A 14,397-nucleotide genomic window follows, 5' to 3' on the forward strand; every position below is an offset into this window, starting at 1 on the left:
AAACCACCAGCGATGTGCTTAAACTAGGCTAATTCAATTTAGAACTTACATTTAAAACCGCCGCGGCTGCACCAATAATTCCAGCATGATTACCAAGTTTGGCAGGTTTTACGGGCGTTTCAATATGTATTTGTTTCTCGTATTGATCGTAATGTTTTGAAACACCCCCACCCAATATAATTAAGTCCGGACATACGATTACATCTACTAACTCCAAAAATTTGTTTAGGCGTTTACCCCAAACTTTAAAACTTAAATTTTTCTTTTTACGGATAGAGTCGGCGGTGTAGTGTTCTATTTTTTTATAGTTTTTGTAGGGTATTTGCCCTAATTCGAAATTTGGGATGAGCTTACCGTTATAAAATGCACCGCTACCAATGCCCGTGCCAATAGTTATCATAAGTACTAAACCGTGCTCATTTTTACCGATGCCATAATTCATAACAGCATACCCAGCAGCATCGGCATCATTTATAACGGTAACAGCGTTTCCAGAGGCTTTAGAGAATAGTTGTTGAACGTTTACATTCATCCAACCTTTATTTAGATTGCTCACGGATTTGCAAACTCCATGTCTAATAATCGTCGGGAACCCGCAACCAATGGGGCCATTATATTCAAAATGATCTACAATCTGCTTGAACACTTTTACCATATCTTCTGGCTTGCGTGATGCTGGCGTAGGTATTCTATAGCGTTCGGTTGTAAGTACTCCTGTCTCTAAATCAACTAATGCGCCTTTCATTCCTGAGCCTCCAATGTCTATTCCTAAAACTTCCATATTTTTTAGTTGTGCATTTCCAAATGTACTAAAAAGATAGTTTTGATGCACTAAGCTGGCGGATAGGGTTGCGTTAGGGATTGTAGAGGAAAGCCCGCAACCTGACGAAGGAAGTGCGAGGACTTGTAACGGAAAGCCCGACCCCTTGCGAGTAACGCCCCAAAAAAAATAAAAGAAAAAGAGCCCTAGAATTGGGCTCTTGTAACTGGACGTCTCCTAAAGTTTAGTTTGGTATTTAATTGTATTGGTGACTAATTCAAAATAATTAAATAATGGTGGATTGCCCTAAGTGTATATTAGTAAAGTTTAGATTGGTTTCTTCTGGATTATTTATAAAGTCTTCGATAAAATCACCTACCTTACTCGTGGTGATGTTGTCATATTTAGCGTTTAAATCGGGCGTGGTAATATGTAATTTTAGTGATTTGTCTACAGCTTCTCTCACTAGTGCAGCTTCGTCGGCCAAATCGAAATGATCCAACAACATCGCTGCCGAAAGGATAGACGCAATAGGATTGGCAATACCTTTGTTTTTGGCCTTGGTATAGGCACCGTGAATAGGCTCGAACATGGCATGAGTATCTCCTTTAGATGCGGATGCCAACAAACCTATGGACCCCACAATAACGCTGGCTTCTTCTGATAAGATATCTCCAAACATATTCTCCGTAAGAATAACGTCAAATTGCCTTGGGTTTTTGATGAGCTCAACCGCAGCGTTGTCTACGAACATGAAATCGAGTGCTACTTTTGGGTATTGTTTTGCGATTTCTAAAACCACACGACGCCATAAACGTGAGCTTTCCAGTACATTGGATTTGTCCACTAAAGTTAATTTCCCTTTTCTAGAACGGGCTGCTTTAAAAGCAGAATGCGCAATACGCTCTATTTCGAAACGGTGATATTCACAGACATCTGAGGCTGTATTACCGTCTTTACTCAATGTTTTTTTACCAAAATAAATACCTCCAGTCAATTCTCTAAAAATAAGGATGTTGGTATCCTTGATCTGTTTGACCTTTAATGAAGACTTGTTCAATAAATCGTCATAAGCAATTACCGGACGAATATTGGTGTGCAGTCCCAATGCTTTTCGTAAACCCAGAAGTCCTTGCTCTGGACGTACGGTAGCGTCAGGGTCAATATCGTAAGCAGTATCTCCAATGGCGCCAAAAAGAATGGCGTCAGTATCCTTGCATAAATCGATAGTGGCTTCTGGTAAAGGGTTTTTACTATCGTCAATTGCAGCTGCACCTACTAAACCATATTTGAAATTAAACGTATGCTCGAATGCCATACCAATCGCTTTAAGCACCTTAACTGCCTCGGCAGTTACTTCGGGCCAATACCATCTCCTGGTAAAACGGCAATATCTAGTTTCATTTAATTTGGTTTTGTGCGCTTTACGCAAAAAGCTTCCTGTAAATTAAGAAGCTTCGTTTTTAAAAGTGCAATTTATTCGATTAAGAGGATACAATTTCTTTGTACATCCGGCTATTTTCAATTATTTGATGTATGTCGTTATCATCAACTTCTTTTTTCTTATCGGCAAAATCTAAGAAATTGGTATAGATTTCATCTAATTGTAATTTCGTTAACTCGTAGCCAATATTTTTAGCTCTGTAAGCTAATGCAGCTCTTCCGCTTCTTGCTGTAAGCACAATAGCCGATTCATCAACCCCCACATCTTTAGGGTCAATAATTTCGTAAGTTTCACGGTTTTTAATCACACCATCTTGGTGAATACCAGAACTGTGTGCAAAAGCATTGGCGCCTACTATCGCTTTATTCGGTTGGGTGTAAATACCCATACTGTCAGATACCAATTGACTGATGCCATACAACATTTCAGATTTTATTTTGGTATCTAAATTCAGGTAAGGATGCTGGCGTAAAATCATCACAACTTCTTCTAAAGCTGTATTTCCTGCACGCTCGCCTATACCATTAATAGTACATTCTATTTGGCGGGCACCATTAATTACACCTTCTATGGAATTGGCAGTTGCCAAACCTAAATCGTTATGACAGTGACAAGATAAAATCGCTTTTTCAATACCTTTTACATTTTCTTTTAGGTATTTTATTTTCGCCCCGTATTCGTGCGGTAAACAGTAACCTGTCGTATCGGGAATGTTTAAAACAGTTGCTCCAGCTTTAATTACAGCTTCACAAACACGAGCTAAATATTCGTTATCGGTTCTACCAGCATCTTCTGCATAAAACTCAACGTCCTCCACAAAAGACTTTGCATAACTCACAGCTTTTACTGCGCGCTCTATAATATCTTCTTGTGTAGATTTGAATTTGAATTTTATATGAGATTCCGAAGTGCCAATTCCAGTGTGTATTCTTGGCGTTTTAGCATATTTAAGTGCTTCTCCTGCAACTTTAATATCGTTTTCTACTGATCTGGTAAGTCCGCAAACCGTAGCATGTTTTACTATTTTAGATATTTCTTCTACCGATTTAAAATCTCCGGGGCTAGAGACGGGAAACCCTGCCTCAATAATATCCACTCCTAAATTATCAAGCTGTTCTGCAATAACTAATTTCTGTTCTGTATTTAACTTACAGCCAGGAACTTGCTCACCATCGCGAAGGGTAGTGTCAAAAATTTGAACGTGATTATCAGACATTTATTAGAATATATTTTCTTATTGTTACACGAATTTATATTTTGGTTTCGTAAAAGCTACTATTCATCTCATTTTTTTTACGACGTTTAACTGAATTAATGATAGTTTAAGTAATTGAAAATCAACTTTATATAGTTGATTTTATGACTATGGTAAAAGAGCAAAAAGATAATTTATTTGTTTTGGTAAAATCGCTTTCAAAATCTGAAAAGCGACAATTCAAGCTTTACGTCGGCAGACTGGGTGTAAACGATGATTCTAAGTTTTTAATGCTGTTCAATATTTTGGATAAATTAAAGGCATACGATGAGGCTGCTATTTTAAAAAAAGGTATTGTAAAAAAGCAGCAGTTATCCAACCTTAAAGCACATTTATATAAACAGATTCTCATTAGTTTGCGCTTGAATCCTTCGCATCAAAACATCAGGATTCAGATACGTGAGCAGCTTGATTTTGCCACCATTTTATATCACAAAGGGCTCTACAAACAAAGTTTAAAAATTCTTGATAAGGCAAAAAGTCTTGCAATTTCTAATGAAGAAAAAAATGTAGCTTATGAAATAGTTGAGCTTGAAAAAATTATTGAATCACAGTACATTACCAGAAGTATCAGTAATCGCGCGGACGAGTTGACCATTCAAGCCAAGGAGTTAAGCCAACATAATGTTTTGGCTAGTAAACTCTCCAATTTATCGTTGCAGTTGTACGGACTCTTTTTAAAAACCGGATACGTAAAAAATGATGAAGAGTATCAAATTATTGATAAATATTACCATGATAGGCTGCCTAAGTATGATATCAATAAACTAGGTTTTCGTGAAAAACTATGGTTGTACAAGGCGAAACTGTGGTATAGTTTTTTAACCGTAGATTTTTTAGCGTGTTATAAATACGCATCCAAATGGGTGGATTTATTCTATGATAAAAAGGATATGATTGTGCTTAATCCTGTTTTTTTCCTTCGCGGAAATCATTATTTATTGGAGGCTTTATTTTACTTACGACAGTATGATAAGTTCAAAGAAACCTTATCAAAATTTGAGGCAATTACTCAAGAAAAGTGGTTTCCCTTGGATGATAATAACGAATCTCTGGCGTTTTTATACATATACAATAACAAGTTTAATCTGCACTTTATTGAAGGCAGTTTTGTGGAAGGTTTACCATTAATTGATACGGTTTTAGAAAAACTAAAAAGCTATAAAAACCGCATAGATGAGCATCATATCATGGTGTTTTATTATAAAATGGCGAGTATGTATTTTGGGGCTGGAGAAACCAGAAAGTGCATCTTTTACTTGGACAAAATCATTAGCAATAAATCATTGCAAATGCGCGAGGATTTGTTATGTTTTTCAAGAATTTTAAATTTGGTGGCGCACTACGAGGCGGGACTGGATTACAATTTGGATATCCTCATAAAAAGCACCTACAAGTTCTTAATTAAGATGGAAGATTTGTACGAAGTGCAAAAAGAATTCATTAAGTTTTTAAGAACCTTACCCGATATTTATCCGCACGAAGTAAAAGGCGAATTCATCAAGTTGCACAAAAAGTTAAAAGAGTTTGAGAACGATCCCTATCAAAGTCGCGCGTTTTTATATTTAGACATCATTTCTTGGCTGGAATCAAAGATTGAAAATCGACCTATAGGCCAAATTATCCGAGATAAGTTTCTACAAACACAAGCTTAGATGTTTTGGGCGCAACCTACCCTTCGACAAGTTCAGGGCAAGAGGGTCGGGCCTACCTGCCGGTAGGCAGGCTTTTCGTTAATAGTTTTGGCTCGATGCACGCCTCGCCAAAAGCTGCCACTTTGGTTGCTGAGGTTCTCGAAGCACAATCCCTTGCGCGGGGCTTGTTTGCTAATTTCTAGTTAATCTGTTAAAACAAGTTTTTGCAATTGCAAAATCAGGATTAATATATGATGATTTTTATAGAAGTACTTTAGTGAAAAATTAATGAGGTTTTACTTGTTTTTTACCACAGTACTTTGTTGTGGTGTCGTTTTTTTATTTGATGACATTTTTCATTTTGTGCGATGTATAAAAAATAACATCAAACTATTATGAAAAAAAATATTGTTTTATTATTAGTAATATCCTTTTTGATAGGATGTACATCAGACGACAATAATCCAGATAACAGCAACGTAACAGTTTCAATTGAAGCTACTGGTCTTAACGATGACAAACTCGCGTTGAACAATTCAGCAACCTTTACAGCAATTATTTCTGGTTTCGAGGGAGATGAGTCTTCATTGAGTTACAGATGGAGATTATTAAATGAGAATGGAGAACTCTCGGATGGTGTAAATCAGTTACCAAATCCTTCAATTAGTGGTAGTTCTATAAATTGTATCGGTAATGATGCAGGAGAAGAAGAGATTATTATAGAAGTGTTGGATGCATCAAATACCATATTGGCTTTGGCATCTTATAGCTTTACAATCCTTCCATCGGATGATCCAGGAAGCACTTTCGGCTGTTTTGATCAGCCAAAACTAATCTATAGGAAAGGAACATTTAACTTTGTACTGAATTTTGATGGCACGAACGAAGAGTCCTTCGGCATAGGTGGTGGAACAGGTGTGGCCATATCATCAAATGGCGAATGGATCGCCCAAGCGCGTGACACCCAAGGTGGATGGCAAATGAACGTTTTCCGCTGTGATGGAACTACTGGTTTGATACCTATTCCGGTAACATTTGTTTTTGATGATAATTGCCCCAAATTCTCACTAGATAGCAAAAAATTATATTTTACAGGAGCTGTAGATTCACCGAATACCCCTGTAAATGGTAATATTTATGAAATTTTTGCCTACGATCTTGAGACAGGAGCTTTGAGTCAATTGACCTCCGTAGCTGAACAAGGCGATTTTATTTTTGGCTGTTTTGCAATATCTCCTATAACTGGTGATATAGCGTTTACACGTTACAATTTTGATACAGAAGAAACAAAACTTGCATTCCTTCAGCCAGAATCTGGGCTTGTAACAGAATTTACGACTTTTCCTCAAGGTTTTGGAAACAGTAATCTTGATTGGTCGCCAGACGGAGGGGATGTTATTTTTTCGGCACAGTTTAACAACACGCCTGGTATTTACAGAATAAACGTGACTAGTGGATCGCAACCGCTACTTGTTTTTGAAGATCCTTCACCCAATACTGTAGCGCCTCGCAGTCCTACCTATTACAACGGTGGAAACCGGATTGCTTATTCGGGTTCAGAGAATGGGCAGTCAGGTTCAAGTATCTGGTCCATAGACTCCAACGGAAATGATTTGCAACTTTTGTTAGATGCGAATACAAGTCTGTTGTTGCTTTTCGGTGTTCTTCGTTAAGGAATTATTCATAAAAGTTCAAAAAGGGTGCTGTATAGTATGCTTTTTTTGGATAATGTACTGTCAAAATGCACCACAACGAGATTTCGGATATGCGCCGTTATATAATACTTCGACAAGCTCAGTACAAGTTCTTTATATCCGCCGGTAAACGAAGTTAGTAGAAAATTTTTACAAAGTCAAGTGTTTAATTTCAGGTAAAACCAAGAAAAACAAAAATAGTTTCCCGAAAATTTGCAGATTAACTTTTCTACACGATATTTGCAGTCACAAAGTTCAAACACTTATTGAGATGTTATCAAGAAAGGTGGAGGGATTAGACCCCGTGAAGCCTTAGCAACCCTTTAAACTTATTAAAGAAGGTGCTAAATTCTACTTAAATACTGATTCATTTATCGGCGTTTGGATAGATAACCCCAAAGAAATTACTTTTTGTAATTTTAATAATTCTTTATAACATTTTTTTAGTGAAACGCTGTTTTGAGAAATTGCGTAGCAATGCATTCAAAATAGCAAGATGAACTAATCCCGCTTTTTTGCGGGATCTTAGGTATAATTAACTAAAAACATTAGAAAAATGAGCGATCAAAAATTAGCAACAAACGCATTACACGCAGGTCATGATGTAACAGCAAACGGAGGCGCAAGAGCAGTTCCTATTTACCAAACAACGTCTTACGTTTTTAACAATTCAGACCATGCGGCAAACCTATTTTCTTTACAAGAATTAGGGTTTATTTACACACGTTTAAATAACCCAACAAATCAAATTTTACAAGAGCGTTTAGCAGCTGTAGAAGGTGGTATTGGTGCCGTAGTTTTTGCTTCGGGTACAGCAGCAATTGCAACAGGTTTATTAACGCTATTAAAAGCGGGTGATCATGTTGTGGCTTCAAGTAGTTTATATGGTGGGACATACAACTTATTAAGTGTAACACTTCCAAGATTAGGTATTACAACAACATTTGTAGATGCTTCAAATCCTGATAATTTTGCTGATGCTGTGCAAGATAATACCAGAGCCTTTTTTGTAGAGTCTTTAGGAAATCCTAAACTAGATGTGTTAGATTTAGAAGCTATCGCAGTACACTCTAAAGCAGCAGAAGTGCCTTTTATTGTGGATAATACGGTAGCTACACCTGCATTATTAAATCCAATAAAACACGGGGCAAATATTGTAATTCACTCGTTAACCAAATACATTGGCGGACAAGGCACATCTCTTGGAGGTGCAATAATTGACGCTGGAACATTCAATTGGGCAAACGGGAAATTCCCAGAATTTACTGAGCCATCAGCGGGTTACCACGGGTTAAAATACCATGAGGTTTTAGGCGCTGCCTCTTACACGTTCAAATTAATTTTAGAAGGGTTAAGAGATTTTGGTGGCGCTATGAGTCCAACAAATGCATTCAACATCATCCAAGGTTTAGAAACATTACCTGTTCGCATCAAGCAACATAGTGAAAACGCTTTAGAATTGGCAAAATGGTTAGAAGCACAAGACGAAGTAGCTTGGGTAAACTATCCAGGATTAGAGAGCAGTAAATACAATGCCTTAGCTAAAAAATATTTACCAAAAGGACAAAGTGGTATAGTAACCTTTGGTCATAAAGGCGGATTTGATGCAGCAAAAACGATTGCAGATGAAACTCAGATTTTTTCTTTGTTAGCTAATATTGGAGATACAAAATCATTAATTATTCATCCGTCAAGTACCACACACCAACAATTGGATGAAGCTGAACAAGCTTCGGCAGGTGTGTCAACAGATTTAATAAGATTGTCTGTAGGTATTGAGGACATAGAAGATTTAAAAGCCGATTTAAAGCAAGCGTTTGCTAAAATCTAAAAGCCCCACCTAACCTCCCCGAGGGGGAGGAACTACACTCATGTGGATTATTACGTTTGAGTAAGCGTAGTTGCGAAGTATTGAGGGGGTAAGGGTGAAATTTTAAAAATAATAGTAAGCGTTCCCTCCTTGGAGGGGTTAGGGGTGGGTGAAAAGCAAAAGTTAAACGACTTTTGGGAATAAAAGACCTTAGCAGACACACCCGCGTTAGTCCCGATAGTTATCGGGAGCAGTGGAAAGCCCACAGCCCGATAGGGGAACGCCCAAAAAAATAAATAAAACAAAAGTTGATAGGTTTTAATTTCCAGTCGACTTTATAACATAAGAGTAAAAATTCACCTCCTTTGGAGGGGTTAGGGGAGGCTGTTTATGAACAACGAATTACAACATATTACAATTACAAATTACACCACAGAAAGTGGGGTACTGAACCCTGAAATAAAGTTAAGTTATCAAGTTTTTGGTAAGGCTTTGGGAAGCGCGCCAATTGTGTTGGTTAATCACGCACTTACGGGAAATAGTGAGGTGGCAGGAGAGAATGGTTGGTGGAAAGATTTGGTGGGCGATGACAAAGTTATTGATGCCAAACTTTACACCGTTTTAGCCTTTAATATCCCTGGGAACGGTTTTGATGGTTTTGTGATTGATAATTACAAAGATTTTGTGGCTCGTGATGTCGCGAAACTCTTTTTAAAAGGCTTAAAAGAACTCAATACAGGGAAATTATTTGCAACTATTGGCGGCTCTTTAGGTGGTGGCATTGCATGGGAAATGGCTGTTCTAGAGTCTGATTTTACTGAACATTTGATAGTGGTGGCTACCGATTGGAAATCTACAGATTGGTTGATTGCCAATTGCCAAATTCAAGAGCAATTTTTATTAAACTCTAAACATCCGGTGCATGATGCTAGAATGCATGCTATGTTATGTTACCGCACGCCAGAGTCTTTTAAAGAGCGTTTTCAACGTTCTAAAAATGACGATTTAGAGATTTTTAATGTCGAAAGTTGGTTGTTGCATCATGGAAAAAAATTGCAGGAACGGTTTCAGTTATCAGCTTATAAATTGATGAATCAGTTATTAAAGTCTATTGATGTTACTAAAGGTCGTTCAAGTAACTTTAATGTGCTCGAAAATATTGAAGCCAAAATCCATATTGTAGGTGTAGATTCAGATTTGTTTTTTACTGCCGAAGAAAACCGTGAAACCCACAAACAGTTGGCCTTAACGCATCCTAATGTGACGTATAATGAAATTCATTCTGTGCACGGGCACGATGCATTTTTAATGGAATACGATCAATTAGAAAAAATTGTAGAAGGCATTTTTGTGCCACATTCTAAAAGAAAACCAATGAAGGTATTAAAATTTGGAGGGAAATCTTTAGCCAATGGAAAAGGCTTAGACACGGTACTTTCGATTATAAAAAATAAAGTTGCCGCAGGCGACAGAATTTCTGTTGTAGTATCTGCGAGAGGTTCAGCAACTGACGATTTAGAAGCTATTTTGAACAAAGCGCTAAAAGGCGAATCGTATCAAGAGGATTTAGAAGCCTTTAAAGCATATCAAACTGAGCCTTTGAAAACTATCGATTTTTCTGAAGAATTTTCGGTTTTAGATAAGTTGTTTGAAGGTGTGAGTTTGTTGCGTGATTATAGCAAAAAGACCAAAGATAATATTTTGGCGCAAGGCGAATTATTATCTGTAAAACTCATTGCAAGCCTCTTAAATGAACATGGCATTACCGCGAAAGCCACTGATGCGCGTGAACTCATAAAAACCGATGAATCTTTTGGTAATGCACAACCAATATCAAAATTATCCAAAGAAAACACGCAGGCTTATTTTAGTAAAAACAAGGATGTCGTGAATGTGGTTACAGGTTTTATTGCGTCAAATTTAAAGAATGAAACCACCACTTTAGGACGTAACGGTAGTAATTATACGGCAGCTTTAATCGCTAATTTTTTAGATGCCGAAGAGTTACAAAACTATACGCATGTTAGTGGAATTTATACCGCAGATCCTGGGTTGGTTCCTGATGCAAAACAAATTAGAGAATTATCTTTTAGTGAAGCTAATGAGCTCGCCAATTTTGGAACTTCGGTGTTACATGCCAAAACCATTATTCCTTTGGTTGAAAAAAATATCAACTTACGTATTTTGAATACGTTTAATGCAGATGATGAAGGGACGCTAATTACTGCAAGACCAAGCACAAAGGAAGTAACATCATTATCCATTTTAGATAATGTAGCGTTGTTGAATTTAGAAGGTCGCGGTTTATTAGGGAAAATAGGTGTAGATGCACGTATTTTTGGCGCATTGAGTAAATACGGAATTAGTGTAAGCATCGTGTCACAAGGGTCTTCAGAAAGAGGTATTGGTTTAATTATTGATGCAGACCAAGCAACCCAAGCTGTTATTGCCTTAGAACGTGAGTTTGAGAGCGATTTCTATTCTCAAGATGTGAACAAAATTGATGTGGTGGATGATGTAGCGGTAATTTCTATCGTGGGTATAGAGTTGAGCTCTTTCCATAAGCCGTTTAATGCATTGATTAAAAACCAGATTACCCCCTTACTTTTTAATAATACGGTTACAGGGAAAAATGTGAGTTTGGTGGTTAAGAAATCCCAATTGCATAAAGCAGTAAATGTAATTCATGGCGAAGTTTTTGGAATTTCAAAAAAGATAAATATTGCCATTTTTGGTCATGGTGGTGTGGGTGGCGCACTCATCAATCAGATATTAAAATCGAAAGATGATATTGAAAAACGCAAAGGCATTAATTTGAATGTGTTTGCCATAGCGAATTCTAGAAAACTTGTTTTAGATAAAAATGGCGTAAACACCAATTGGCAAGAAGCCATTAAACATAGTACTTATGATAGTTCTATTGAAGATATTATCACTTATGCTAAAAATCACCATTTAGAAAATTTGATTGCGGTGGATAATACGGCGAGTTCTGAGTTTTATCAGAATTATGTTCCGTTGATTGAAGCAGGTTTCGATTTAGTGTCGTCAAACAAAGTTGCCAATACAGTATCTCATGATTTTTATAAAGAGTTACGAGTTCAGCTTGAAAATAATAACAAACAATATTTATACGAAACCACGGTTGGTGCTGGATTGCCGTTAATTGATACGATTAAGTTATTGCATGAATCTGGAGAGAATATCACACGCATTAGAGGTGTGTTTTCTGGAACGCTGAGTTATTTGTTCAATAATTTTTCTGTGCAAGACAAACCGTTTAGTGCCATTATTCAAGAAACAGTAGATAAAGGTTTTACAGAACCCGATCCTCGTGAAGATTTCTCAGGGAATGATGTGGCGAGAAAGCTTTTAATTCTTGCAAGAGAATTAGATTTGCAAAATGAGTTTGAAGATGTTGAAGTGTTGAATTTGATTCCTGAGGCTTATAGAGATATTTCGGTGGAGGAGTTTTTGAGTCAGTTAGAAGTTTTAGACGACCAATATCAGAAGTTAAAAGATGAGCAAAAGGAAGGGCATGTGTTGCGTTATGTTGGGGATTTATCGGGAGATTTATCGCAAGACAAAGGGAATTTGGAAGTGAAATTAGTATCCATTCCAGAGGATAGTACATTGGGGCATGTAAAAGGAAGTGATGCTATTTTTGAAATATTTACAGAAAGTTATGGTGAGCAGCCTATAGTGATTCAAGGTGCAGGTGCTGGCGCTGAGGTTACGGCACGTGGGGTTTTTGGGGATATTTTGAGGTTGAGTAAGCATATTAATTGAGAATTGGGAATAATTAAATAAAGAATATTGTGATGAAAAGAATTCTATTTTCGCTTCTTGCTTTTCTTGTTTTAAATTGCGAAAAATATAAAGAAAAAGATTTTGAAGAGTTAGAATACTTACCTTTTTTTCCTAGTGAAATTTCAATTGTTGTGGATGAAGATTCATTTCATGAGTTTCCAACTATAATTAAATTTTCATCTGATCAAATTATAATATCTCGGTTTCAAGATTCAAATGAATACGAGACTGGTTATGAAAACGACACAATAAAAATTCTAAGTAATTCTTTTATTGAATATGAAGATTATCAAATTACAAAATTCAAAACCGATTACAATACTTTAAAAATTAGAGGTAGTTTAGACAACGATAATGTTTATTATTTGGAAGGAATAGATCCTAGGAAGAGTCTTAAGTTAATTGGAATTAGTGATAATTTATTTGACCAAATTGTAAATATGAAAAAGTAAAATTGTTTTATTAAAATGATATTAATTATTGAGATATATGAAACTTGTAAAGTTCATTAATCATAATTTAAAAAGCATACCTGTAAGTTTTCCTCCGTTTAAGCATTAGGACTTGGTGTAAAGGCTGTAAGAAAACTAAAAGTTGACCTCTATGCATAAAACGAATTTGGTTGATATTCTGCATTAGGGATTGAACGGCATGTTTGAAATCCCCGACGTAGGAGGGATTGAGTAGTGAAAGCCCGACCCGATAGGGGAATGCCCAAATAAAAAATAATTAAAAGCATAAAAGTGAGTAAAAAACATTTTGAAACGGAAGCGATAAGAACACAATCTGAAACGACACAGTTTTCGGAACATTCGGTACCATTATACTTAACTTCGGGGTTTGTATTTGATGATGCGGAGGACATGCGCGCCTCGTTTGCAGAGGAAAAGCAGCGAGATTTATACAGCCGATATAGCAACCCGAACGTGAACGAATTTGTGGATAAAGTGTGCGCGATGGAAGGTGCAGAGGCGGGTTTTGCGTTTGCGAGTGGAATGGCTGCGGTGTTTTCAACATTCGCAACATTGCTGGATGCGGGCGACCATGTGGTGTCTTGTAGTTCGGTGTTTGGGGCTACGCATGGGTTGTTTACGAAGTACTTCCCGAAGTGGAATATTGAGTGTTCGTATTTCAATATAAATGAAGTTGAAACGATTGAGGATTTAATACAACCAAATACGAAATTTATTTATGCGGAAACGCCAACCAATCCTGGAGTTGATGTTTTGGATTTGGATTTTTTGAGTGCTATTTGTAAAAAGCACAATGTATTGTTGGTGATTGATAATTGTTTTGCAACGCCATATATACAAAATCCGATAAAACATGGTGCGGATTTGGTGATTCATTCGGCTACGAAATTAATGGACGGACAGGGGCGTGTGCTTGGTGGTGTTACCGTTGGTAAGGCAGACTTGATTCGAGAGATTTATATGTTTTCTAGATTGACTGGGCCTGCTATGAGTCCGTTTAATGCTTGGGTGTTGTCAAAATCGTTGGAAACGCTTGCTATTCGTGTTGAAAAGCATTGCGAAAATGCCTTAAAATTGGCTGAATATTTAGAGGCGCACCCTAAAGTGAAATGGGTGAAATATCCGTTTTTAAAGTCGCACCCTAAATATGATATCGCCAAAAAACAGATGAAGCTTGGTGGTAATATTGTAGCTTTTGAGGTAGAAGGTGGTTTAGATGGTGGTAGAACGTTTTTGAATGCTATTAAAATGTGCTCGCTATCGGCAAATTTAGGCGATACGAGAACTATTGTAACACATCCCGCAAGTACTACGCATGCTAAAGTTGAACCAGAAGTTAAGACTGCTGCAGGCATTACCGATGGAATGGTGCGTTGCTCTTTAGGATTGGAACATATTGATGATATTATTGCGGATATTGAGCAAGCTTTGGGTTAATTTTATAGGTGTATAGCATGTTTTTCAAGGTTTTACAAAGAATTTCTGTAATTGGTTAACCAATTTAGAGGTTAAGTTAC

8 protein-coding genes, 1 pseudogene and 1 riboswitch are annotated in these 14,397 nt (G+C 37.0%); of the genes and pseudogenes, 6 read left to right on the forward strand and 3 right to left on the reverse strand.

What is annotated here, in order from left to right:
* Positions 1–28 precede the first annotated feature (28 nt).
* The 3 genes and pseudogenes from ppgK to AC1B0Z_RS13470 all read right to left on the reverse strand — a co-directional run bounded on the left by ppgK (position 29) and on the right by AC1B0Z_RS13470 (position 3,420).
* Positions 29–781 carry a polyphosphate--glucose phosphotransferase gene (ppgK, locus tag AC1B0Z_RS13460; protein ID WP_483792558.1) on the reverse strand — a complete coding sequence of 251 codons (753 nt, stop codon included), beginning with the start codon at positions 779–781 and terminating at the stop codon, positions 29–31.
* Between the two features lie 265 nt (positions 782–1,046).
* Positions 1,047–2,164: pseudogene (leuB, locus tag AC1B0Z_RS13465) on the reverse strand (3-isopropylmalate dehydrogenase).
* Between the two features lie 80 nt (positions 2,165–2,244).
* On the reverse strand, positions 2,245–3,420 hold the full coding sequence (locus tag AC1B0Z_RS13470) for a 2-isopropylmalate synthase (RefSeq protein WP_483792559.1): 1,176 nt from the start codon (positions 3,418–3,420) through the stop codon (positions 2,245–2,247).
* Between the two features lie 149 nt (positions 3,421–3,569).
* On the opposite strand from AC1B0Z_RS13470, the gene AC1B0Z_RS13475 reads away from it, so the two are divergent.
* The 6 genes from AC1B0Z_RS13475 (at position 3,570) to AC1B0Z_RS13500 (ending at position 14,317) form a co-directional block, all read left to right on the forward strand.
* Complete coding sequence (locus AC1B0Z_RS13475; RefSeq protein WP_483795309.1) at positions 3,570–5,114, forward strand: hypothetical protein; 1,545 nt, start codon at positions 3,570–3,572, stop codon at positions 5,112–5,114.
* A gap of 374 nt (positions 5,115–5,488) precedes the next feature.
* Complete coding sequence (locus AC1B0Z_RS13480) at positions 5,489–6,766, forward strand: hypothetical protein (RefSeq protein ID WP_483792560.1); 1,278 nt, start codon at positions 5,489–5,491, stop codon at positions 6,764–6,766.
* Between the two features lie 292 nt (positions 6,767–7,058).
* Positions 7,059–7,183, forward strand: a riboswitch (SAM riboswitch).
* A gap of 160 nt (positions 7,184–7,343) precedes the next feature.
* Positions 7,344–8,618, forward strand: coding sequence for an O-acetylhomoserine aminocarboxypropyltransferase/cysteine synthase family protein (locus tag AC1B0Z_RS13485; RefSeq protein ID WP_483792561.1), 1,275 nt, complete (start codon positions 7,344–7,346; stop codon positions 8,616–8,618).
* Between the two features lie 369 nt (positions 8,619–8,987).
* Complete coding sequence (gene thrA, locus AC1B0Z_RS13490) at positions 8,988–12,386, forward strand: bifunctional aspartate kinase/homoserine dehydrogenase I (RefSeq protein ID WP_483792562.1); 3,399 nt, start codon at positions 8,988–8,990, stop codon at positions 12,384–12,386.
* Between the two features lie 32 nt (positions 12,387–12,418).
* Positions 12,419–12,859 carry a hypothetical protein gene (locus AC1B0Z_RS13495; protein ID WP_483792563.1) on the forward strand — a complete coding sequence of 147 codons (441 nt, stop codon included), beginning with the start codon at positions 12,419–12,421 and terminating at the stop codon, positions 12,857–12,859.
* A gap of 285 nt (positions 12,860–13,144) precedes the next feature.
* The gene (locus AC1B0Z_RS13500; protein WP_483795310.1) at positions 13,145–14,317 is read left to right on the forward strand and encodes a trans-sulfuration enzyme family protein; all 1,173 of its coding nucleotides are present in this window, start codon (positions 13,145–13,147) and stop codon (positions 14,315–14,317) included.
* The last annotated feature ends 80 nt before the right edge of the window (positions 14,318–14,397 follow it).

The organism is Hyunsoonleella sp. J2K-J805 (genome assembly GCF_057167125.1).

Coding starts and splice junctions, on each gene's coding strand:
- AC1B0Z_RS13485 (WP_483792561.1), top strand. CDS start 7,344: ATGAGCGATCAAAAATTAGCAACAAACGCATTACACGCAGGTCATGAT.
- ppgK (WP_483792558.1), bottom strand. CDS start 781: ATGGAAGTTTTAGGAATAGACATTGGAGGCTCAGGAATGAAAGGCGCA.
- thrA (WP_483792562.1), top strand. CDS start 8,988: ATGAACAACGAATTACAACATATTACAATTACAAATTACACCACAGAA.
- AC1B0Z_RS13480 (WP_483792560.1), top strand. CDS start 5,489: ATGAAAAAAAATATTGTTTTATTATTAGTAATATCCTTTTTGATAGGA.
- AC1B0Z_RS13475 (WP_483795309.1), top strand. CDS start 3,570: ATGGTAAAAGAGCAAAAAGATAATTTATTTGTTTTGGTAAAATCGCTT.
- AC1B0Z_RS13470 (WP_483792559.1), bottom strand. CDS start 3,420: ATGTCTGATAATCACGTTCAAATTTTTGACACTACCCTTCGCGATGGT.
- AC1B0Z_RS13495 (WP_483792563.1), top strand. CDS start 12,419: ATGAAAAGAATTCTATTTTCGCTTCTTGCTTTTCTTGTTTTAAATTGC.